Source organism: Sulfitobacter sp. PR48 (assembly GCF_028807335.1).
Lineage (GTDB): Bacteria > Pseudomonadota > Alphaproteobacteria > Rhodobacterales > Rhodobacteraceae > Sulfitobacter.
The window spans coordinates 174813-196138 of record NZ_JARAMM010000001.1; the positions used below are offsets into that span (position 1 = coordinate 174813).

Genomic DNA, 21326 nt, shown 5'->3' on the forward strand with positions numbered 1-21326 from the left:
GTTCTTCGACTGTTGCGATGGGCCGCGCCCATCTTACGTTTCGGTTGATCCACAATTCACCGGGCAAGTCGCCCGTGGCACATCAGGACAGCCAACGCTTGCGACGCCGGTAGGACCGCACATCGCGATAGCTCTTGCGGCCCTCATCCGACAGACCAAGGTAGAATTCCTTCACATCCTGGTTCTCGCGCAGATCGGCGGCGGGGCCGTCCATCACCACGCGACCGGATTCCAGGATATAGCCGTAATGCGCAAACCGAAGCGCCACATTGGTGTTCTGTTCGGCGAGAAGAAAGGTCACGCCCTGCTCTTCGTTGATCGATTTCACGATTTCGAAAATCTGTTCGACCAGTTGCGGCGCAAGCCCCATCGAAGGTTCATCCAGCAGGATGGTTTCGGGCTTGGACATCAGCGCACGGCCCACCGCACACATCTGCTGTTCCCCGCCCGAAGTATAGCCGGCCTGACTGCGGCGGCGCTCCTTGAGACGTGGAAAATAATCATAGACCATTTCAAGGTCGGCATTGATCGCTGCGGCGCCATCGCTGCGGGTATAGGCTCCTGTCAGCAGGTTTTCCTCGATCGTCAGATGCTCGAAGCAATGCCGCCACTCCATCACCTGCACGACACCCTTCTTGACCGTCTCGGCCGGGTCCGCGTGATGGATCGGCGCGCCGCGATACCTGATCGACCCCTTGGTCACCTCGCCCCGTTCGGAGGCCAGCAAACCCGAAATCGCCTTGAGCGTGGTGGTCTTGCCCGCGCCGTTGCCGCCCAGCAGGGCGGTGATACCCCCCTTGGGCACGTTCAGGCTCACGCCCTTCAACACGAGGATCACATGGTTGTAGATCACTTCGATGTTGTTGACTTCCAGCACGTTGTCCACGGCCACATCGGCGGTATTGGTGTCGTCCAGCATGGGTTTCGTCTTTCCAACAGGATCGGGAGTGGTTCCCGGCCCGCACATCGGCGCGGGCCGGGAATTGCGTCTTAGCCGCAGCTCGGCTCGATGTTGTTCTCGGCAGCGTAAGCGGCAGAGTCCTCTTCGATCAGCGGTCCGATCACATCCATGTCCGTGGGCGCAAAATCAGAGATCAGCTTCCACTCCTTGGCTGTGGCATCCCATTGCGTCACTCCGACAAGGCCGGTGCCGCCGTGGTTGGAACAGGAGACGTCGAAGGTCGGGCCAAAGTTCGGCAGGCCCAGTTCGGTCATCTTCTCTTCGGTGATCTTCAGCGCCTCCATGCCATCGCGCATCATCGCCGGGGTGATGTCCGCCGTGCCATGGATTTCCTGCGCGGTCTTGGCCGCCTCGGCTGCCAGCATCGCCGCATAGAGACCGCGGTTATACAGCACCGTGCCGATCTGGTCGCCGGCCCCCGCCGCGAGCCCCTTGTCCACCACATAGGTCTGGATGTCGTCGAACACGGGGAAGTCGCTGCCCACACCGTGGAACGTCAGCGCCTTGTAGCCATCGGCCGCAGCACCCGCCGCCAGCACGTCGTTTTCGGAACCGGACCACCAGATGCCGATGAAATTCTCCATCGGGAACCGGATGTTGGCCGCTTCCTGTACCGCCACCTGATTCATCACGCCCCAGCCATACATGATCACATAGTCAGGCTTGTCGCGGCGGATCTGCAGCCACTGGGACTTCTGCTCCTGGCCCGGGTGATCGACCGGCACTTCGGTGAACTCGAAGCCATGCTTTTTCGAAAGTTCCTGCAGCGTGCGGATCGGCTCCTTGCCGTAAGCCGAGTTGTGATAGACCAGAGAGATCTTCTTGCCGTTCAAGTCACCGCCGTTTTCAGCCAGCAGATAGTTGATCGCACCCGAGGCACCGTTCCAGTAGTTGGCGGGGTAGTTGAACGTATGCGTGAAGACCGCGCCATTGGCGGCCGAGGTCCGGCCATAGCCCATGGTGTGCATCGGGATGTCATCCGCCGTGGTCTTGGGGATCAGCTGATAGGTGATCCCTGTCGACAGGGGCTGATAAACCAGCCCGCCACTGTCTTTCAGCGATTCGTAGCATTCCACACCCTTTTCGGTGTTATATGCCGTCTCGCATTCAGGGACGCTGGTCTTCACCCCGCCAATGCCGCCGTCACGCTCGTTCAGCATGGTAAAGTAATCGGCATATCCGTCCGCAAAGGGGATACCACCCGCCGCATAAGGACCGGTGCGATAGCTCAGCGATGGAAAGACAAGATCCGCCATCACGGGGCTTGCCGCCATCAGGCCTGCAACGGCCAGAGTTCCTAGTTTGTATGTCATCGGTGTTTTCCTCCCTTGGATAAATTCCGACTTGTTACGTTCTCAGGGCCGGGTTTCGCCCCGCCTCGTTTCAGCAACCGCCCGCTAATGCGGGAAGGGCCACAGTCTCAGTTTCTCTTTCGCCACGCGCCAGAGCTGCGCAATGCCATGCGGCTCCGCGACCAGGAACAGCACGATCAGCGCCCCCACGATGACCAGCTGCAGATGTGCGACGATGTCCGTCGGCCATCCCAGCCAGTCCACGCCCACCACCTTCAGCAGCACCGGCAACAGGACCAGAAAGGCCGCCCCGGCAAAACTGCCAAAGATGCTGCCCAGCCCCCCGATGATGATCATGAAAAGCACGAGAAAGGATTTCTGGATGCCAAAGGCCTCACCAACCTCGACCGCGCCCAGGTAGATGGAAAAGAACAAGGCCCCCGAGACGCCGATGAAGAACGACGATACCGCAAAGGCCGTCAGCTTGGCCCGCAGCGGGTTCACCCCGATGATCTCGGCGGCGATGTCCATGTCACGGATCGCCATCCACTTGCGCCCCACCGAGCCGCGCGTCAGGTTCCGCGCCACGATGGCGCTGACAATCGTGAAGATCAGGCAGAACGCATAGGTCGCCCAGGCTTCCGCATTGGGGCCGGTGATGACAATGCCGAATACATCCCGCTCCGGCGCGTTGATCTGGCCGGAGGCGGAATAATTGTAGAACCACGGAAACCGGTTGAAGAGCCAGACCAGAAAGAACTGCGCCGCCAGTGTCGCCACCGCCAGGTAGAACCCCTTGATCCGCAGCGACGGCAGGCCGAACAGCACGCCCACAGCGGCGGTGATCGCCCCCGCAAGCAGCACGTGGATGAACATGCTGACATCGGGCATCGCCGTCATCAGCTTGTAACAGGCATAGGCCCCTACCGCCATGAACCCGCCGGTGCCCAGGCTGACCTGCCCGCAATAACCCACCAGAATGTTCAGCCCGATCGCCGCAATGGCATAGATCAGGAAGGGCAGCAGCAGCGAGTTGGCCCAATAGTCATTGATGACAAAGGGGATCACGCAGATGGCGATGAACAGCACGAGGTAATAGCGATACCGGTCGAACTTGATCGGAAAGGTCTGTTGATCCTCGGCATAGGTTGTCCGGAAATCACCTGCTTCACGGTAGAACATGGTCAACCCTCCTGTGGTGCGCAATGAATGCGCACCCTACGTTGCTGATGTAGGGTGCGCATTCATTGCGCACCGCCGTATGATCAAACCCGTTCAATGATACGCTCCCCGAACAGCCCCTGCGGGCGAAACACCAGAAACAGCAGCGCCAACATATAGGCGAACCAGTTCTCGGTCGCCCCGCCAAGGTAGGGTGCGCCGATCAGGAATTCGAACAGCTTCTCGCCCACTCCGATGATCAGCCCGCCGACGATGGCACCGGGGATCGAGGTGAAACCGCCCAGCATCAGCACCGGCAAGGCCTTCAGCGCGATCAGCGACAGCGAGAATTGCACGCCCGACTTCGCGCCCCACATGATCCCGGCGACAAGTGCCACGAACCCTGCCAGCGACCAGACCAGCACCCAGATGAAGTTCAGCGACACCCCGACCGACAGCGCCGCCTGGTGGTCGTCCGCCACGGCCCGCATGGCGCGGCCCTGCTTGGTGTATTGCGCGAACATCACCAGCCCGATCACCAGAATGGCGGCTACGATGGAGGCCACGATATCCAGGTTGTCGATGAAAAAGCCGTATCCGAAGGCATTGAAGGTGGTCTCGTCGATCCACAGGTTCAGCCCCTGCGGCAGGCAGACGCCGTCCGCCGCGCAGACGTTCAGCGCCTTCAGCTCGGACCCCCACATCAGGTCCGCGACCCCTTCCAGGAAATAGGCCAGACCGATGGTCGCCATGAACAGGATGATCGGCTCCTGCCCCACAAGATGTTTGAACACGAACTTCTGCACCGCCCAGGCCAGTGCGATCATCACGATGACCGTCAGCAGGATCGCCAGGAAACTATGAACCGTCCAGCCGAACTTGTGCACATCGGTGCCAAAGATCGCATTGATCAGATGGGCAAAGGGCACCTGCCCGTTCTGGATGCCCACCAGCGTCATCGCCGCAAACAGCGCCATGACCCCCTGGGCATAGTTGAAGATGCCCGAGGCCTTGTAGATCAGCACGAAACCAAGGGCGACAAGCGCATAAAGCACCCCGGCCATCAACCCGTTGAGGAAAACCTCGATTGTAAAGGCAAGTTGCTCAGGCATTGATCAGCCCTCCGTAAATCTGCGTCCCGAAGGCGCGGATCGCTTCCGCAAAATCAGTCATGTGCCACCCCCAGATAGGCGTCGATTACGTCCTGGTTGTTGCGCACCTCGGATGGGGTGCCGTCCCCGATCTTTTTGCCGTAATCCATCACCACCACCCGGTCGGAAAGGTCCATGACCACGCCCATGTCGTGTTCGATCAGCGCAATCGTGGTGCCGAATTCGTCGTTCACATCCAGGATGAAGCGGCTCATGTCCTCTTTCTCCTCCACGTTCATGCCCGCCATCGGCTCATCCAGCAGCAGGATCGACGGCTCTGCGGCAAGCGCGCGGGCCAGTTCGACCCGCTTTTTCAAACCATAGGGCAAACGCGCGACCGGCGTCTTGCGGATCGCCTGAATCTCAAGGAAATCAATGATCTTTTCCGCAACTTCGCGGTTCTCGATCTCTTCACGCTCGGCCTTGCCCTTCCAGAAAGACTGGTAAAACAGGCCGGTGTTCATATGCGGCAAACGCCCTGTCATCACGTTGTCCAGAACGCTCATCCCCTCGAAAAGGGCGATGTTCTGAAAGGTCCGCGCAATGCCCTGTTCGGCCACCTGATAGGGCTTCATGACCGGGCGGCGCGCGCCCTTGTACCAGACTTCGCCCTCCTGCGGGACATAGAAGCCGGAGATGACGTTCAGCATAGACGATTTGCCGGCCCCGTTCGGCCCGATGATCGCGCGGATCTCGCCCTCGCGGATGTCAAAGGAAATGTCCTTGATCGCCTCCACCCCGCCGAACCGCAGGGTGATGTTCTTCATCTCCATCACCACGGGGCCGATGGTGCGGCCGTCGGCGGTCTGGTAACTGTCCGCTGAGTCCTTCACACCCTGTCCCCTTCATTCTGTTTCAAGTTGCACCACGCATGGGATGGCGGGCGCGCGCCTCGTATCGCCATCATTCCGCCGCCATCTTCTTGCGGTTGTCCGCGAATACCTTCGCATCACGGACCTCCAGCGTCGCCTTGATGCTGCCCTTGCGGCCATCCTCATAGGTGACTTCGGTTTCGGTGCTGACCGTCCCGGAGCCGTCGTAAAGCGCGCGGATGATGTCGTCATACTTCTCGGCGATGATCTTGCGCCGCACCTTGCGGGTCCGCGTCAGCTCCCCGTCATCCGCGTCCAACTCCTTGTGCAGCACCACAAAGCGGTGCAGCTGGCAGCCCGACAGCATCTCATCCTCGGCGATGCTGGCGTTGACCTCCTCCACATGGGACTGGATCGTATCCATCACCTTCGGATGCCGCGCCAGCTCCTGATAAGAGGCATAGCCGATGTTGTTGCGTTCCGCCCAGTTGCCCACCGCCGTCAGGTCGATATTGATGAAGGCGGTGCATTCATTGCGCCCGTTGCCAAAGACAACGGCCTCAAGGATGTTGGGATAGAACTTCAGCTTGTTCTCGACATACTTCGGCGCGAACAGGCTCCCGTCCGCCATCTTGCCCACGTCCTTGGCCCGGTCGATGATGCGCAGGTGGCCGGTGCCTTCCTCGATGAAACCCGCGTCACCGGTGGCCACCCAGCCTTCGGCATCCTTGGTGTCCGCCGTGCTTTCGGGGTTCTTGTAATATTCGACAAAAACACCAGGCGAGCGGTAAAAGACCTCGCCATTCTCCGCGATCCGCAACTCCACACCGGGGCAGGTCACCCCAACCGTATCGCTGCGCACCTCGCCATCGGGCTGCGCGGTGATGAACACCGTGGCTTCGGTCTGGCCGTATAGCTGCTTGAGGTTGATCCCCAGCGACCGGTAGAAATCAAAGATCTCCGGCCCGATGGCCTCACCGGCGGTATAGCCCACGCGCACCCGGCTGAACCCCAGCGTGTTCTTCAGCGGACCATAGACCATGATCTCGCCCAGCCGGTACTTCAGCCGATCCCAGATGCCGACCTCCTTGCCGTCCAGGATCGCGGGACCCACCTTGCGGGCATGGGCCATGAAGGTATCGAACAGCCATTTCTTGAAGCGGCTCGCATCCTCCATCCGGATCATCACGCTGGTCAGCTGGGACTCGAACACGCGCGGCGGGGCAAAGTAATAGGTCGGCCCGATCTCGCGCAGGTCCACATGCATCGTATCCGCCGATTCCGGACAGTTCGTGCAGAACCCGGCCCAAAGCGCCTGACCCACCGAAAAGATGAAATCGCCGACCCAGGCCATCGGCAGATAGGCCAGGATATCGTCCGACTGCCGCAGATCGTCAAAGGCGCATGAGGATTTGGCCGTCTCGATGATGTTGCGGTTCGACAGGACCACGCCCTTGGGCTTGCCCGTCGTGCCGGAAGTATAAAGCATCACGCCGGTGCTGTCGTAATCCAGCCTGGCCTGCCGCGCCTCCATCTCCTTGATGTGTTTCTCGCGGTTCTCGCGCCCCATCTCCTGTACGCGACTGTATTGGGTCAGCGCGCTATGGTCGTATTTGCGCAAACCGCGCGGGTCGAGATAGATCATCTGCTCGAAACCGGTCAGCTGGTCCTGCACCTCGATGATCTTGTCGACCTGCTCCTGATCGCCCACCACCGCAAAGCGGGCACCGCAATGGTCCATGACATAGGCCATCTCTTCGGCGTTGGAATCCTGATACAGCGGCACGGGCACCGCCCCCACCATCTGCGCGGCCATCATCACCCAGTACAGATAAGGCCGGTTGCGCCCGATGATGGCGATGAAATCGCCCTCATTGATGCCCAACTCCATCAGGCCCAGCGCCAGCGCCTCGACCTCGTCCCGCGTCTCGGCCCAGGTCCAGCTTTGCCAGATCCCGTATTCCTTTTCGCGATACGCAGGCGCGTTCGCAAACTCCTGCGCATTTCGATGCAAAAGAGCCGGAACGGATGCGGGTCCGTCGGCGCGCGTCAGCGGCTTGGCCAAATTATAATCCTCCCAGTGCCACCCATCGGCGGCGTGATCGCTTTGCGCGATTCTACCACCCGATAAAGGTGCGGCTTTGACCCTGAAGGTCAACTTTTTCCCGATGTTTTCTCAATCCTTTCGAATTGTAACAGCAGCGAATTCGTCTTGGCCTCAACCTGATCCCGGTGCTACGTCGAATGAAGGAGGGGCCATGCAGATCACCGACGACCAGACCAAGGCGATGACCACAGCAGGCCTGAACCTGATCGCACAGGCGCTGACAATCTACGATTCCAACCTGCAACTGGCGGTCTGCAACGCCCCCTTCCAGCATATGTTCAACCTGCCAGATTCGCTGGTCACCCCGGGGGCAAGCTTTCGCGAGACCATCCACCACCTTGCTGCCCGTGGCGAATACGGCGAGGTCGCCGACATCGACGCCTTCGTGCAGGAACGCGTGGAACAGGCCCGCGCCTTCGAGCCGCATTACATGGAACGCACCCGCGCCAACGGGCGCACCATCTCTGTCGAAGGATCGCCGCTGCCCCAGGGCGGTTGGGTCACGGTCTATACCGACATCACCGCCGCCAAGACCCAGGAAGCCCTGCTGCGCGCCCGCGCCGGGGCGCTCTCCGATCAGGTGCTGGCCCATGCAGAGCAGCTGTCGCAGACCAACCGCGAACGCGCCGCGATGATCACCACGCTGGAAGAGACCAAGCGCCAATTGACCGAAAGCGAGGCCCGCACCCGCCTCACGACGGAAATGATGCCCGCCCATATCGCCCATGTCGGACCCGACGGGCGCTATACCTATTCCAACCGCCGCCTCAGCAGCGTGATGCCCGGACGGCCCCGCAACATCATCGGGCTTCATATCTCCACGGCACTGGGCGAGTCCGCCTATGCCCGGATCAAACCCGCGCTCGACCGGGCGCTGGCCGGGGAACCCGCCATCGTCGAATTCACCCATCAGGAAAGCGCGCGGCGGATTCGCGGCTCCTTCACCCCCGACGGGCAGAAGGGCGCATATATCATGTCGATGGACATCACCGAGGAAACCCAGACCCGCGAAGCCCTGCAACAGACCCGCAAACGCGAGTTGGCCGCGCAGATGATTTCCGGTCTGGCACATGATTTTTCCAACCTGCTGACCATCATCCTTGGCCTGCAATCCAAGCTGGGCCGCCTCTCGGCCATGCCGGCAGAGGCCGCCGCGTTGATCGACGGCACCCTGGCCGCCGCCCGCCGTGGCGGCGCGCTGCTCAGCTCCATCGCGGATATGACGGGGCCCGAAACCCTGCGCCCGGTCTCCATCGACCTCGACAGCCTGATCGCCGATCTGCAAACGCTGGCGGCACCGACCCTGCCCGCCAAGGTCAGCCTCACCACCGTGAACGAAGCGCCGGGCACCATGGCCCTGCTGGACAGGGGCCGTCTGACCGACAGCCTGCTGAACCTGATCCTGAACGCCCGCGACGCCATCGGCACCAGCGGCAGGATCGAGGTGACCCAGCGTCTGGTCCATGACACCTGGGTCGAATGGGTCGTCACCGACAGCGGGCCGGGCTTTTCGCCCTCGGCGCTGGAACACGGCCTGGACCCGTTCTTTACCACCAAGGGCAGCGAAGGCTCCGGGCTGGGCCTGCCCATGGTCTATGACATGACCAAATCGGCAGGCGGCAACCTGCGCCTGTCCAACGTGGCAAACGGCGGGGCGCAGGTGACATTGCGCCTGCCCTACCGGGTGGCGATCCCCGCCACCGGCGGGCTGGTCCTGCTGGTGGAGGATCACGACGCCATCCGCGCCTCCGTCCGGGACATGCTGACCGGTCTGGGACAATCGGTGATCGAAGCCACCAGCGCGGACGAGGCCACGGCCCTGCTGGCCGACCTGCCCGATATCACCTTTGTCCTCTCCGACATCCAGCTGGTCGGAGAAGCCACCGGCATCGACCTTGCCCAGCGGATAGGCGGCACCACACCGCTCTGCCTGATGACCTCCCTGCCCGGCGATCACGAGATGTTCGTGGCGGCCCAGCGCCTTGCACCGGTGCTGCGCAAACCCTTCGCGGAACAGGACCTGGCCGCATTGATCCAGCCGACCCTGCAAAAAGGCACATGACCATGACTGCCAAGGAACGCCCCCTGGTTACCATCCTCGATGACGAGCCCGAAATCCGTACCATGCTGGCTGAGGCGCTGGAGGAATCGGGGTTCGACACCCTCAGCTTCGGCCGCGCCCGCGCCTTCGAGGCGGCGCTGTCCCGGCACCGCCCGGATGTCTGCCTGGTGGACCTCAGCCTGCCCGACACCGATGGCCTGACGCTGGTTCACCGGCTGGCGCTGGAACAGGGCGCCATCGTCATCATCATCTCGGGCCGGGCCGAAGTGCAGGACCGTGTGACCGGGCTGGAACTGGGTGCGGACGATTACATCATCAAACCCTTCGATCCGGCGGAAGTGGTCGCGCGCATCCGCGCCCGCCTGCGCAGCACCCGGCCCAACCCCCAGGCCGGTGACACCGCCCGTTTCAACGGCTGGACCGCACATTTCGACCGCTACGTGCTGGAAAATGCCGAAGGCGCGGAAACCCCGTTTTCCCATGCCGAAGGCGAGGTCCTGCGCCTCTTCCTCGACAGCCCCAAACGTCTGATCAGCCGGGCGCAGATGCAGGAAAGCCTGGGCGGCGCCGCCTCCGAAAGTTTTGACCGGGCAATGGATGTGCGCATCTCGCGCCTGCGCACCAAGCTCAGCGAAGACCCCAAGAACCCGCAGCTGATCAAGACGATCTATGGCGCGGGCTACATCTTTCTGGGTGATGTCACATGGGGCTGACACCGCAGCGGCACGGGCCGGATGACCCGGCACTGGCCGCGATCCTCGATCTGATCCGGAACTGCTTTGCCCCGATGGAGGGCCGCATCGACCCGCCCTCCTCGATGCTGCGGATGACCCTGGCCGGATTGAACGATGATGCCGCCACCAGCGAAATCTGGTCCCTCGGCACGCCGCCCCTGGCCTGTGTGATCCTGACCCCCAGGCCGCAGCTGCTCTATCTGGGGAAACTGGCGGTCCATCCCGATGCGCGCCGACAAGGGTACGCGCGCCGCCTGCTCGACCATGCAGAGCACCGTGCCCGCGACCTCGGCCTCGGGGCGGTCGAATTGCAAAGCCGTGTCGAACTGGTCGAGAATCACGCCCTCTTTGCCGCAGCCGGATATGCTGAAATCGCCCGAACCGCGCATCCCGGTTACACGCGGCCCACCTCGATCACATTCCGCAAATCCGTGGGCGGCTGACGGTGCACGGGCTGTGTACAGCTTGTGCAGCGCCTGTGTCAGCCCAGTTCCGCCACAGCCCGCGCCAGAACCGCAACCCCGGCCACCAGGTCACCCTCGGCGGTATCCTCCTCGAAGGCATGACTTATCCCATTGATTGATGGGACAAAAAGCATCGCTACCGGCATCAGCCGCGACACATTCGTGGCGTCATGCAGCGCACCCGAGGGCATCACCCGCCACTGCCCCGGCGCCACCGCCTCCGCCCCGGCCTCCAGCGCCCCCCGCAGCCCCGCATCCATCCGCACCGGCGCCAGTCCCAACAGCGGACCATAGGACAATGCCATGCCCCGGGTCTCCGCGATTTCCTGCGCTGTGTCGCGGATGATCGCCTCCATCCGGGCCAGCCGGTCCCTGTCACCGTCGCGCCACTGCATTGAAAAGACAGCCTTTCCCGGCACGATGGAGGAAGCATTGGGATGCAGGGACACATGCCCGATGGTCCAGACCGTCGCCGGGGTCACCACATTGCGAAACCGCTCTTCCAGCAGGGTATTGAACGCCGAGACCGCCTGGAAAGCATCCTTGCGCAGATGCATCGGGGTCGTGCCCGCATGGTTCTGCTGGCCTTCGAAGGTCACCTTCATGTCGCGAATGCCCACGATGTCAGAGACCACGCCAATCTGCTCGCCGGAAGAATCCAGCGTCGGCCCCTGCTCGATGTGCATCTCGATGAACCCGGTAAAGCGCGACGGGTCCACCGGCCCGGTGACCATCCCGGCCATCGCCGACCGCGCATCGGCCAGCGTGACACCCGCATGATCCGTCAGCACATCCGCATCCGCCTGCGACAGATGCCCCGACCAGACCGCCGACCCGGTGGTGACGCCAAAGCGCCCTTCCTCATCCTGGAAAGAGACTACCGATATGGCCGGTCCCCCCGCTTCCCGGCTGGCCCGCGCCACTTCCAGCGCCGCCACGACACCCAGCGCACCATCCAGCCAGCCGCCCTCCGGCTGGCTGTCCGAATGCGACCCCATCAGCAGCGAAGGCCCCTCAGCCAGGCCAAAGAGGTTTCCCATCCCGTCCATGGCCACCTGCAACCCGGCGTCCTCGAAACGCCCCGCCAGCCACTGCCGCGCGGCCAGATCGGCCGGCGTATAGGCGGGCCGGACCACCCCTTTGCCCACACCCGAGGCACCAAATTCCCGCAGCGCATGAAGGTCCGCCAGAAATCTCTCCGCATTGATCTTCATAGTATTTTCCTCTTTTTGGCTGCAAATATTCCCGGGGAGTTTGAGGGGCAGCGCCCCTCATCAGCAAGGATAAAATCGCATGCGCGCCCGCAAGGGCGCGCACCAGCCGATCAACACTGCGGCAGGTTCACTGCGCCGCGACAGCGCCCGTCACCGCCTCGACCTTCACGGCAGAGAACTTGAACTCGGGGATCTTGCCATAGGGGTCCACCGCCGGGTTGGTCAGGATGTTTGCTGCCGCCTCGACATAGGCGAAGGGCAGGAACACCATGTCGGGAGACACCGCCCGGTCCTCGCGGGCCATGATCTCGATGCTGCCACGCTTGGTGCTCAGGCGCACGTGCTCGCCCGGGGCAACCCCCAGCTTGCGCAGCGTGCTGGGGTGCAGCGAACAATTCGCCTCCGGCTCCAGCCCGTCCAGCACGGTGGCGCGGCGGGTCATCGACCCGGTGTGCCAATGCTCCAGCTGACGCCCCGTGGTCAGGATCATCGGATAATCCGCATCCGGCACATCGTCAGGCGCGATGATGCTGGCAGGCGTGAACCGCGCGCGGCCATCGGGGCGCGGGAACCCATCGGCAAAGACGATGGCCTGCCCCGGATCGGTCTCGCTCAGCGACGGATAGGTCACCGCATTCTCGCGGCTCAGCCGGTCCCAGGTGATGTTGTTCAGCGACCGCATGTTCAGCTTCATCTCGGCAAAAACATCCGCCGGGCTGTCGTAGGACCAGCCCAGCCCCAGCCGCCTTGCCAGTTCCACCTCAATCCACCAATCCTCGCGCGCCTCGCCCGGAGGGGCCACCGCCGCCCGGCCCATCTGCACCTGCCGGTTGGTATTGGTCACGGTCCCCGATTTCTCCGCAAAGGCGCTGGCGGGCAGGATCACATCGGCATAATTCGCCGTCTCGGTGATGAAGATGTCCTGCACCACCAGATGTTCCAGCTTGGCCAGCGCATCGCGCGCATGCTCCACATCCGGGTCGGACATTGCCGGGTTTTCGCCCAGCACATACATGCCCCGGATATCGCCGTCATGCACCGCATCCATGATCTCGGTCACGGTCAGCCCCTTCTCGGCCGAGAAATCCCCGGATTTCCAGACATCGGTAAAGGCGGAACGCACGCCGTCATCCATGACCGACTGGTAGTCCGGCAGGAACATCGGGATCAGCCCCGCATCCGACGCGCCCTGCACGTTGTTCTGCCCCCGCAAGGGGTGCAGGCCCGCGCCGGGCCGCCCGACCTGCCCGGTCATCAGCGCCAGTGAAATCAGGCAGCGCGAGTTGTCGGTGCCGTGGATGTGCTGGCTGACACCCATGCCCCAGAAAATCATCGCCGCCTTCGCCCCGGCAAAGGTCCGTGCCACATCGCGCAGGGTCTCGGCGTCGATGCCGCAGATCGGTGCCATCTTCTCCGGGGTGAAATCCTTCAGGTGCTCTTTCTCCGCCTCCCAGTTCTCGGTGTAGGCTTCGATATACTGCTGGTCGTAAAGCCCTTCCTCCACGATCACATGCATGATCGCATTCAGCATCGACACATCGGTGCCGGGCCGGAACTGCAGCATATGGCTGGAGAACCGTTTCAGCGCCTGGCCGCGCGGGTCCATCACGATCAGCTTGCCACCGCGCTTGGTGAACTGCTTGAAATAGGTCGCGGCAACGGGGTGGTTCTCGATCGGGTTGCAGCCGATGGCAATCGCCACATCCGCATTCTCGATCTCGTTGAAGGTTGCGGTCACCGCGCCGGAACCGACGTTCTCCATCAGGGCCGCCACGCTGGAGGCATGGCAAAGCCGGGTGCAGTGATCGACGTTGTTGTGTCCAAAGCCCTGGCGGATCAGCTTCTGGAACAGATAGGCCTCCTCATTGGTGCATTTGGCCGAGCCAAAGCCAGCCACACCCCGGCCGCCGATGTCCTTCAGACCCTTGGCGGCAAAATCCAGCGCCTCGTCCCAGCTGGCTTCGCGAAAGAATTGTGACCAGTTGCCGGGATCGACGTTCAGCCCCTTGGGCGGCGCGTCCTCGCGGCGGATCAGCGGCTTGGTCAGGCGGTGATCGTGGTGGATATAGTCAAATCCGAACCGGCCCTTGACGCAGAGCCGCCCCTCGTTCGCGGGGCCGTTGATGCCCTCGACGTATTTGACCTTGCCATCCTTGACCTTGAGCGAGATCTGGCAGCCGACACCGCAGAAGGGGCAGATGCTGTCCACCTCGGAATCGAAATCTGCGGAATCACCCACCTGATCGGCATCCACCACCGTGGCGGGCATCAGCGCGCCGGTGGGGCAGGCCTGCACACATTCGCCGCAGGCCACGCAGGTGGAGGCGCCCATCGGATCGGCCATGTCGAAGGTCGGATAGGCATCATGGCCGCGGCCCGACATGCCGATCACGTCGTTCACCTGCACTTCGCGGCAGGCGCGTACGCAAAGCCCGCATTGAATGCAGGCATCCAGATTCACGCTCATCGCCACATGGCTGTCGTCCAGCAGCGGGATGCGGCCTTCTTCCAGCTTGGGAAAGCGGCTGGCTTCGACCCCGTTCATCGCGGCCATGTCCCACAGGTGGCTGGACTTGTCGTGGCTGACGTCATGTTCCGGCTGATCTGCCATCAGCAGCTCCACCACCATCCTGCGCGCATTTTCCGCACGCGCGTTGTTGGTGGTCACGACCATGCCCTCTGCAGGTTCGCGGATGCAGCTTGCCGCCAGCACGCGCTCGCCCTCGATCTCGACCATGCAGGCGCGGCAGTTGCCATCGGGGCGGTAGCCGGGGGCGGGCTTGTGGCACAGATGCGGGATCTTCAGGCCGCGCCCGTTGGCGACTTCCCAGATCGTCAAGCCCGCCTCGGCCTCCACGGTTTTGCCGTCGAGTGTGAATGTGATCTTCTCAGCCATTGCCGTCTCCTCGCATGCGCCCCCAACCTATAACGAAATCCGGTGCAGGTCAGGAGTCCCAATCCCGACACACCCCCCCGGTTTTGCGCCACCCGGTGTTTCCGACAGGCGTCATGGTTTCCCCATCACGCGGCCAAATACCCATACCGCGCTTTCCAGTGGCGCGCTGCTCGCCTATCAAGGCAGAAACAGGCAGGTGTCCCATGTCCCACATCACCCTTATCCGTCACGGTCAGGCAAATTCCGGCGCCAAGGACGAGCTGAGCTATGACAAGCTCAGCCCGCTTGGTCATGAACAGGCCGCCTGGCTGGGCGATCACCTGCGCCAGACCGAAACCCATCACACGCGGCTCTACACCGGCACGCTCACCCGGCACATCGAGACCGCCGAAGGCATGGGCACCGGGCTGGAACCCATCCGCGACCCCCGCCTGAACGAGCTGGAGTATTTCACGCTTGCCTCGCTGCTGGAGGCGCAGCACGGCATCGCCTTTCCGACCGAACAGGGGGCCTTTACCTCGCATCTGCCCACCGTGTTCCAGCACTGGCAGGACGGCATGATCGAAGAGGCGCCGGAAACCTGGGACAGTTTCCACACCCGGATCGAAGACGCCCTGCAAGAGATTGCTTCCGGTCACGGGCCCGCGCTGGTGGTGACCTCGGGCGGGCTGATTTCCATGGTGATGGCCCAGGCCATGGGCCTTGGCATCCCGGCGATGGCGCGCATCGCGCTGGCGATCATGCATACCTCCATGCACCGGCTCTTTCCCATCGGCGGCCATTGGTCTCCGGTGCTGTTCAACGCGGTGCCGCATCTGGACAGGCCAGACCGCCGCAGTGCCCAAACCCATATCTGAAAGGACGCATCTCATGCTGAAACTCTTTTACGCTCCCGGCACGATTTCCATCGCAGTGGCCATCGGCCTGGAAGAAGCCGCGCTCGCCTATGAAGGCGTCAAGGTCGATTTCGCCAATGCGGAACAGACCAGGGAACCTTACCTGGCGATCAACCCCAAGGGCCGGGTGCCGGCGCTGATCGGCGATGACGGCACGGTGATGACCGAAACCGGCGCCTTGCTGGACTATATTGCCGCCCTTGCACCACAGGCGGGGCTCCTGCCCGCGGATGCGCAATCAGCGGCCCATATGCGCGGTGTCATGTATTACCTTGCCTCAACCATGCATGTCGCCCATGCCCACAAGATGCGGGGCAGTCGCTGGGCCGATGCCCAATCCAGCTTTGACGACATGAAGGCAAAGGTGCCGCAGACCATGGCCGCCTGCGCCGCCTATGTCGAAGCAGAATGCCTGCGCGGCGATTATGTCTGCGGGGATGCGCTGACCATCGCCGACCCCTATCTTTTCATCGTTTGCAACTGGCTGGCGGGTGATGGCGTCACGGTCGCCGACTTCCCCCGGATCGAGGCCTTTCTGGCCCGGATGGAAAGCCGCGAAAGCGTCAGGACCATACGCGCCAAGGGGATGCTCTGACAGCAAGGCACACCTGAACTGCGCCGCGCTGCACTAGGAGAAAATGCGGAAATACAGCCAGTCGGGCAGGAACTGGCTGATGCGGAACAGGGTCGAGAAAAGCCATGGAAAGCTCTTCTTGAACCTGTCCGTGCCCATATGTTCGATCACCTGCTGCGCGGCCTCTTCAGGCGTCATGATGAAGGGCATCCGGAAATTGTTCTTTTCGGTCAGCTGGGTCCTGATGAAACCGGGGTTGACCACCTGCACCCGGACGCCGGTCTTGCGCAGGTCGGCATACATGCATTCGGCCAGCGACATGGTGGCAGCCTTGGACGCGGTATAGCCGATGGAGCCGGGCAATCCGCGAAACCCCGTGAGACTGGAGGTGATGACGATATGTCCGGAATCGCGGTCCACCATCCCCGGCACCACCTGCCCCATGACACGCATCAGCCCGGTGAAATTCACATCTGCCATGGCGGTTGCCTGTTCCGCGTTCCAGTCCCGCGCACCAAAGGGCCAATAGACACCGGCCAGATAGACGATGCCGTCAATCTGCCCCACGGCCTCTGCCGCCGCCTTCACGCTCTCTGCGTCCGTGACATCGACAGTCTGGAAACTGGCCTTGCCGGGCAATTCAGCAACCAGCGCAGCGAGCTTGCCTTCGGACCGGGCGGAAACGATCACCTCGGCCCCTGCGCGGCTCAGCTTTTGCGCCAAAGCGGCACCCAGCCCGCCGCTCGCACCCACTAGCCAGTATCGTTTCGACTGAAACCCCGTCATCGTCTCTCCTTTGGCCGGATGGTGGCGATCAGCTCTGCCACCTTGATCCCGTATTTGCGGAACTGGCTGCGGTTCACGATGGTTCCGTCGGGTGTCAGATACATCCAGTCGACCGTGCGCAGCCGGTGACCACCGCTTTCGGGGGGCAGGATGATGTCATAGCGGATCAACGCCGCAGACCCGGTCACGCTGCCCGCGCCATGCCCCGGCACATCCTCGGCCGTGGCCGTAAATGCACCGTTGTCCTTCAGGACGATATGCCATGTCCGGTCCTGAACGCTGCCGTCGTTGTAGCGGAATCGCTCTGTCATCACGGCAGTCTCGCCCTCCCACCGGATGTCGAAATCCGCCACGAAAGAACTGGTCACGCGTCCCAGCGGGCCAAAGATCACACCTTCGCAGATCATCTCGCCGTTCAGGTGGTGCTGCATGTCGAAGGCGGGGAACCCTTCGCTGTAGTCTTCGGGATGCTGACCGGGAAACTCGGCAAACCGCCTGCGCAGCAGCACCGCGATGCTCGTCAGGGCCACACCAATCAACAGGAAAATCATTGCTTCCATGAAATGTCCTCAATCGCATTCATTCGGCTCAACAGGCCGATCGCAATCAGTTTCAGCGCACAGGGCACGCCGGCGTAAAAAATGATCAGCAGCCGCGTGGCCTGCGGGGGGCTGGACGCGTCACCCGTGCGCAGCCCGGCCCCCTCAAGCAATGGAAGTAGGGCAATCGCGGCAAATGCCAATGTGAACTTTGAAACAAAGGACCACAGCCCGAACCCCTCGGCAGCAGAAGGCGAGACCCTGGCCATGCGTGTTGCGAACATCGCGGGCAGCAGGGTCAGGTCCGCGCCCAGCACCGCGCCCGAGGCGATACAGATCACCGCAAAAACGGCCACATCGCCGGGCCCGAGAAACAGCGCGCCTCCGAAGGCCACGATCCCCAGCGCCATTGCCGCCAGCAAAACCCGCCTGCCACCGAATCTTTCGGCGAGCAGCCCCCAGCACGGGGCCGCGCCGGCAGCGGACAGGAAGAACAACAGCAGCAGCGGCCCTTCCCAGCCCGCCGCCTCCAGCGCGATTTCCACATAGAACAGGAACAGGGTTGAGGTTACCGCCACCGGCGCTGCGTTGAACAGCGCGATCAGCAGCAGCTGCCGCGCCACCGGGTCGCGCAGGATGGTGGCAAACCCGGTCGAAGGTGGCAGCCCCGCATCGCGCCACTCGCCGCTCATGGCAAGCACGCTGGCCAGTGCCAGCACCGCAAAACCGGTCGCGTAACCCGCAAAGGGCGCCCCCATGACCACGCCCAGCCCCACCGGTGCGACAGAGGCGACACAGACGCCCAGCAGCGCCCCGGTCTCGCGCCAGCGCGCAAGGGCCAGATGACCGCGCCCCGGCAGGCTGTCCGCCTTGGACACACCCTGGGCGTAAAAGCAGATTGTCAGAAAGCTGAAACCGGAAAACACCAGCGTCAGCATGATTCCGAACCAGGCGATGGGCAGGATCGGTGGCGGCACGGCAAACAGCCCCAGCATGGCGGCGGCCATCACGAAGGCCCCGATGGCCACTGCCGCGCCGCGATGCCTGCGCATCCTTTCCGACAGACCTCCCAGCAGCGGGTCCTGCACCACGTCCAGCAGGCGCAACCCGAACAGCACGGCCCCCAGCGCCGCAAGCGAGACACCATATTCGTCAACGTAGAATTTCGGCGCATGGATATAGACGGGCAGCCCGGCCGCCGACAGCAGCGCCGCAAAAAGCGCATAAGACGGAAGCCGCCGCGCCCGGACCGGCATCAGCGGCTGACTTCTTTCTCGGGCGGCAGGGGGCGTGCACGGAATGTCGCGCCTTTCCACCACAGCTTGACCGCCTGCCAGTGGATCAGCGCCAATACCCGCCGCGCGCCAAACGGACGCCGCAGGATCGCGCGCAGGATACCCGCATTGGTCAGCGGTTTGCGCCTGCCTGTCAGCGTCGCGATCAGCCCGCCGTTTCCGGCTGTGTAATCGATCCAGATGCCGATCCGGTCCGCCCGGATGTCAAAGCGGAAGGTATAGGTGCCTTCCACCGGCTGGAACGGCGAGACATGGAAAATCTTGGTCGATGTCAGATGGTCCTCCGCCGCGATCGGGCGAAGGTCCTCGTTCCGGCACAGATAGCAATGCCGGTCGCCATAGGTATTCGTCACCTCTGCAATCACCGTGATCAGCGCGCCCGCATCATCCCGGCAAAGCCAGAAACTGACCGGGTTGAAGACAAAGCCGAGGACCCGGGGCTGGGCCAGAATCTCGATGGTGCGCACGCCGCCGATCCGATGCGCCGCCAGCACGTCGCGCACCCATTTTGCGCCACGGCCCCGATGCGGCGCGCCGCCATGGTCACGGTCGAGAAGCGAGGTCAGCCCCGCCCCGTTGCGGCAAAACAGCCCCGGCGTCTCCGGTGCGGTTTCCGCGTCGCACAAGACGTAGTCGATGGCGTAGCGAAAGGCGTTCCTTGTCGCCCCCTTGCGCCCGTGAAAGGTCTGACCGACGATATGATCGACCGATCCCCTCATTCAGCGGCGATGGGCAGGGCGGCGCCCCGTTCGATCCGGTCGGCCACCTCCAATGCGCTTGCCAGCCCGTCCTCGTGGAAACCATTGCGCATCCAGGCACCGCAGAACCATGTGTTGCGGTTGCCGTTGGTGGTGGCGATCCTTTTCTGCGCCGCAAGCGCTGCCAGGTCATAGACCGGATGGCGCAGGGTCACCTGATCATAGATCAGTTCCTCACGGATCCTGCGCCTGGTGTTCAGGGTGACAAAATGCGGATCCTCCATCGGGATCGGCTGCAGCGAATTCATCCAATAGGTCAGGTCAATCCGCTCCGATGTGGTATTGCTGTCTTCGGTATAGACCCAGGAGGCCCAGGTGGACCGCCGGCTGGGCATCATCCGGGCATCGGCATGCAGGGTGATGTCGTTGGGCTGATACCGGATCGCGCCAAGGCTGGCCTGCTCCGCCTGATCGGGATCTGCCAGCATCGCCAGCGTATCGTCCGAATGGGTGGCAAATATCACTTCATCGAAGGTTTCCCAGTCGCCGCCCCAGGTCTTGATCTGCACCCCCGGCTCCAACCGGCGCACGGCCTGCACCGCCGCGTTCAGCCGGATGTCCACGCGCCTGGCGCGCATCGCGGCCTCCAGCCGGCTGACATAGCTCAAAGAGCCGCCCTGGACAGTGTACCACTGGTGCTGGCCGGAATAGCCCAGCAGCGCATGGTTGCGAAAGAAATCAACCATCGCGTAGGCCGGGAAATCCATGATCTTTTCCGTCGGCGTCGACCAGATCGCGCCAGACAGAGGTGACAGGTAGTAGTCCTTGAAATAGCGCCCCGTGCCCAGCACCGACAGGAATTCGCTGATGGTCAGCGTCTGGTCGCTGGCCACGCGGGTGGCATGTTTGTTGAACCTGAAAATGTCCCGCAGCATGGCGATGAAACGCGGGTTCAGGGCATTGCGCCGCTGCGCAAAGACCGCGTTCAGGCTGGTCAGCGCATATTCGATCCGCCCGCCGTCGATGGAAGCGCCAAAGCTCATGTTCGATTTCACGACCGGCACGTCCAGTTCATCGAACAGCGCCGCGAGATTGGGGTAATTGGCATAGTTGAACACGATAAACCCGGTATCGACCGGCTGATCCCCGTTCTTGCCGGCGATCACCGTGCGGGCATGCCCACCCAGCCGCGCCGCGCTTTCGAACAGGGTCACGTGGTGGCTGTCAGCCAGCCTGTGTGCCGCCCCCATGCCCGAGATACCAGCGCCGATGACGGCAATCCTGCGCCGGGGCGATCCGCCGCGCGTCGGCTCCATTGCTACAGCTTCAAATGGCATAAGGTGATGATTTCCTGTCAGTTGTTACGGTAGTGAAGGATTCGTGCAGTAAGTACGAGGCTGGATGCCCAAGAGTTGCAAAAAAGTTCGGCGCGCGCGCAAAGCCCGCATGCAAGGCACGGCGCGTATCTGAAATCATTTTGAGAACGCCACGATAAGAGAACTAGGCTCTGGACCCACTAATTCTACATGCTCAGCGGCGATTTCACGAAATTTCAATGGTTTGGGGCGTGCAGCCAATAGTGGTTCTATTTGCAAGCGACCCAAGACGTTGAAATGAAGTGAAATCACCGCCCTTCGGGTTTGACGGATTTTCCCGCAGCCCATTGCCCGGCAGGGCATTGCGC

Annotated in this window: 18 protein-coding genes; 5 read left to right on the forward strand and 13 right to left on the reverse strand. The window is 62.6% G+C overall.

Annotation, left to right across the window (positions count from 1 at the left end; translation table 11 throughout):
• Positions 1 to 82: 82 nt before the first annotated feature.
• The 6 genes from PVW51_RS00870 to PVW51_RS00895 all read right to left on the reverse strand — a co-directional run bounded on the left by PVW51_RS00870 (position 83) and on the right by PVW51_RS00895 (position 7442).
• Positions 83 to 919 (reverse strand): ABC transporter ATP-binding protein, encoded by an 837-nt coding sequence (locus tag PVW51_RS00870; RefSeq protein ID WP_274573231.1) that lies wholly within the window; start codon positions 917 to 919, stop codon positions 83 to 85.
• A 71-nt stretch (positions 920 to 990) separates the two neighbouring features.
• Positions 991 to 2274 (reverse strand): ABC transporter substrate-binding protein, encoded by a 1284-nt coding sequence (locus PVW51_RS00875; RefSeq protein ID WP_269363599.1) that lies wholly within the window; start codon positions 2272 to 2274, stop codon positions 991 to 993.
• An 84-nt stretch (positions 2275 to 2358) separates the two neighbouring features.
• Positions 2359 to 3435 (reverse strand): branched-chain amino acid ABC transporter permease, encoded by a 1077-nt coding sequence (locus tag PVW51_RS00880; protein ID WP_269363597.1) that lies wholly within the window; start codon positions 3433 to 3435, stop codon positions 2359 to 2361.
• Between the two features lie 83 nt (positions 3436 to 3518).
• Positions 3519 to 4526 carry a branched-chain amino acid ABC transporter permease gene (locus PVW51_RS00885; RefSeq protein ID WP_269363595.1) on the reverse strand — a complete coding sequence of 336 codons (1008 nt, stop codon included), beginning with the start codon at positions 4524 to 4526 and terminating at the stop codon, positions 3519 to 3521.
• A 53-nt stretch (positions 4527 to 4579) separates the two neighbouring features.
• Positions 4580 to 5398: an ABC transporter ATP-binding protein gene (locus PVW51_RS00890; RefSeq protein ID WP_269363593.1), complete on the reverse strand. Its 819-nt coding sequence runs from the start codon at positions 5396 to 5398 to the stop codon at positions 4580 to 4582.
• 70 nt (positions 5399 to 5468) lie between these two features.
• Positions 5469 to 7442, reverse strand: a complete 1974-nt coding sequence (locus PVW51_RS00895) for an AMP-binding protein (protein WP_269363592.1) — start codon at positions 7440 to 7442, stop codon at positions 5469 to 5471.
• 193 nt (positions 7443 to 7635) lie between these two features.
• Here PVW51_RS00895 and PVW51_RS00900 point away from each other — a divergent pair, with 193 nt between their 5' ends.
• From PVW51_RS00900 to PVW51_RS00910, 3 genes are read left to right on the forward strand one after another with little or no spacing between them, the layout of a single operon-like run.
• Positions 7636 to 9546: a hybrid sensor histidine kinase/response regulator gene (locus PVW51_RS00900; RefSeq protein ID WP_274573232.1), complete on the forward strand. Its 1911-nt coding sequence runs from the start codon at positions 7636 to 7638 to the stop codon at positions 9544 to 9546.
• A 2-nt stretch (positions 9547 to 9548) separates the two neighbouring features.
• On the forward strand, positions 9549 to 10259 hold the full coding sequence (locus PVW51_RS00905; protein ID WP_114276177.1) for a response regulator transcription factor: 711 nt from the start codon (positions 9549 to 9551) through the stop codon (positions 10257 to 10259).
• A complete protein-coding gene (locus PVW51_RS00910; protein WP_274573233.1) occupies positions 10250 to 10723 on the forward strand; it encodes a GNAT family N-acetyltransferase in 474 nt (157 codons plus the stop codon). Before PVW51_RS00905 ends, PVW51_RS00910 begins: the two co-directional genes overlap by 10 nt.
• Before the next feature lie 38 nt (positions 10724 to 10761).
• Here the strand turns inward: PVW51_RS00910 and PVW51_RS00915 are convergent, their stop codons facing one another.
• Positions 10762 to 11958 (reverse strand): Zn-dependent hydrolase, encoded by a 1197-nt coding sequence (locus PVW51_RS00915; RefSeq protein WP_274573234.1) that lies wholly within the window; start codon positions 11956 to 11958, stop codon positions 10762 to 10764.
• A 127-nt stretch (positions 11959 to 12085) separates the two neighbouring features.
• Positions 12086 to 14854 carry a formate dehydrogenase subunit alpha gene (gene fdhF / locus PVW51_RS00920; protein ID WP_274573235.1) on the reverse strand — a complete coding sequence of 923 codons (2769 nt, stop codon included), beginning with the start codon at positions 14852 to 14854 and terminating at the stop codon, positions 12086 to 12088.
• A gap of 203 nt (positions 14855 to 15057) precedes the next feature.
• On the opposite strand from fdhF, the gene PVW51_RS00925 reads away from it, so the two are divergent.
• Both PVW51_RS00925 and PVW51_RS00930 read left to right on the forward strand, forming a co-directional pair.
• Positions 15058 to 15711, forward strand: a complete 654-nt coding sequence (locus PVW51_RS00925) for a histidine phosphatase family protein (RefSeq protein ID WP_274573236.1) — start codon at positions 15058 to 15060, stop codon at positions 15709 to 15711.
• 13 nt (positions 15712 to 15724) lie between these two features.
• Complete coding sequence (locus PVW51_RS00930; RefSeq protein WP_274573237.1) at positions 15725 to 16345, forward strand: glutathione S-transferase family protein; 621 nt, start codon at positions 15725 to 15727, stop codon at positions 16343 to 16345.
• A 33-nt stretch (positions 16346 to 16378) separates the two neighbouring features.
• Here the strand turns inward: PVW51_RS00930 and PVW51_RS00935 are convergent, their stop codons facing one another.
• Genes PVW51_RS00935 through PVW51_RS00955 form a run of 5 tightly spaced genes read right to left on the reverse strand, consistent with a single transcriptional unit; the run spans position 16379 to position 20979 of the window.
• Positions 16379 to 17110, reverse strand: coding sequence for an SDR family NAD(P)-dependent oxidoreductase (locus PVW51_RS00935; protein WP_274573238.1), 732 nt, complete (start codon positions 17108 to 17110; stop codon positions 16379 to 16381).
• Positions 17107 to 17670 carry a DUF3833 family protein gene (locus tag PVW51_RS00940; RefSeq protein WP_274573239.1) on the reverse strand — a complete coding sequence of 188 codons (564 nt, stop codon included), beginning with the start codon at positions 17668 to 17670 and terminating at the stop codon, positions 17107 to 17109. The genes PVW51_RS00935 and PVW51_RS00940 overlap by 4 nt, the downstream gene beginning before the upstream one ends.
• Positions 17658 to 18905, reverse strand: a complete 1248-nt coding sequence (locus tag PVW51_RS00945) for an MFS transporter (protein WP_274573240.1) — start codon at positions 18903 to 18905, stop codon at positions 17658 to 17660. The genes PVW51_RS00940 and PVW51_RS00945 overlap by 13 nt, the downstream gene beginning before the upstream one ends.
• Positions 18905 to 19663, reverse strand: a complete 759-nt coding sequence (locus PVW51_RS00950; protein WP_274573241.1) for a DUF1365 domain-containing protein — start codon at positions 19661 to 19663, stop codon at positions 18905 to 18907. The genes PVW51_RS00945 and PVW51_RS00950 overlap by 1 nt, the downstream gene beginning before the upstream one ends.
• Positions 19660 to 20979 carry an NAD(P)/FAD-dependent oxidoreductase gene (locus PVW51_RS00955; protein WP_443287247.1) on the reverse strand — a complete coding sequence of 440 codons (1320 nt, stop codon included), beginning with the start codon at positions 20977 to 20979 and terminating at the stop codon, positions 19660 to 19662. The genes PVW51_RS00950 and PVW51_RS00955 overlap by 4 nt, the downstream gene beginning before the upstream one ends.
• Positions 20980 to 21326 lie beyond the last annotated feature (347 nt).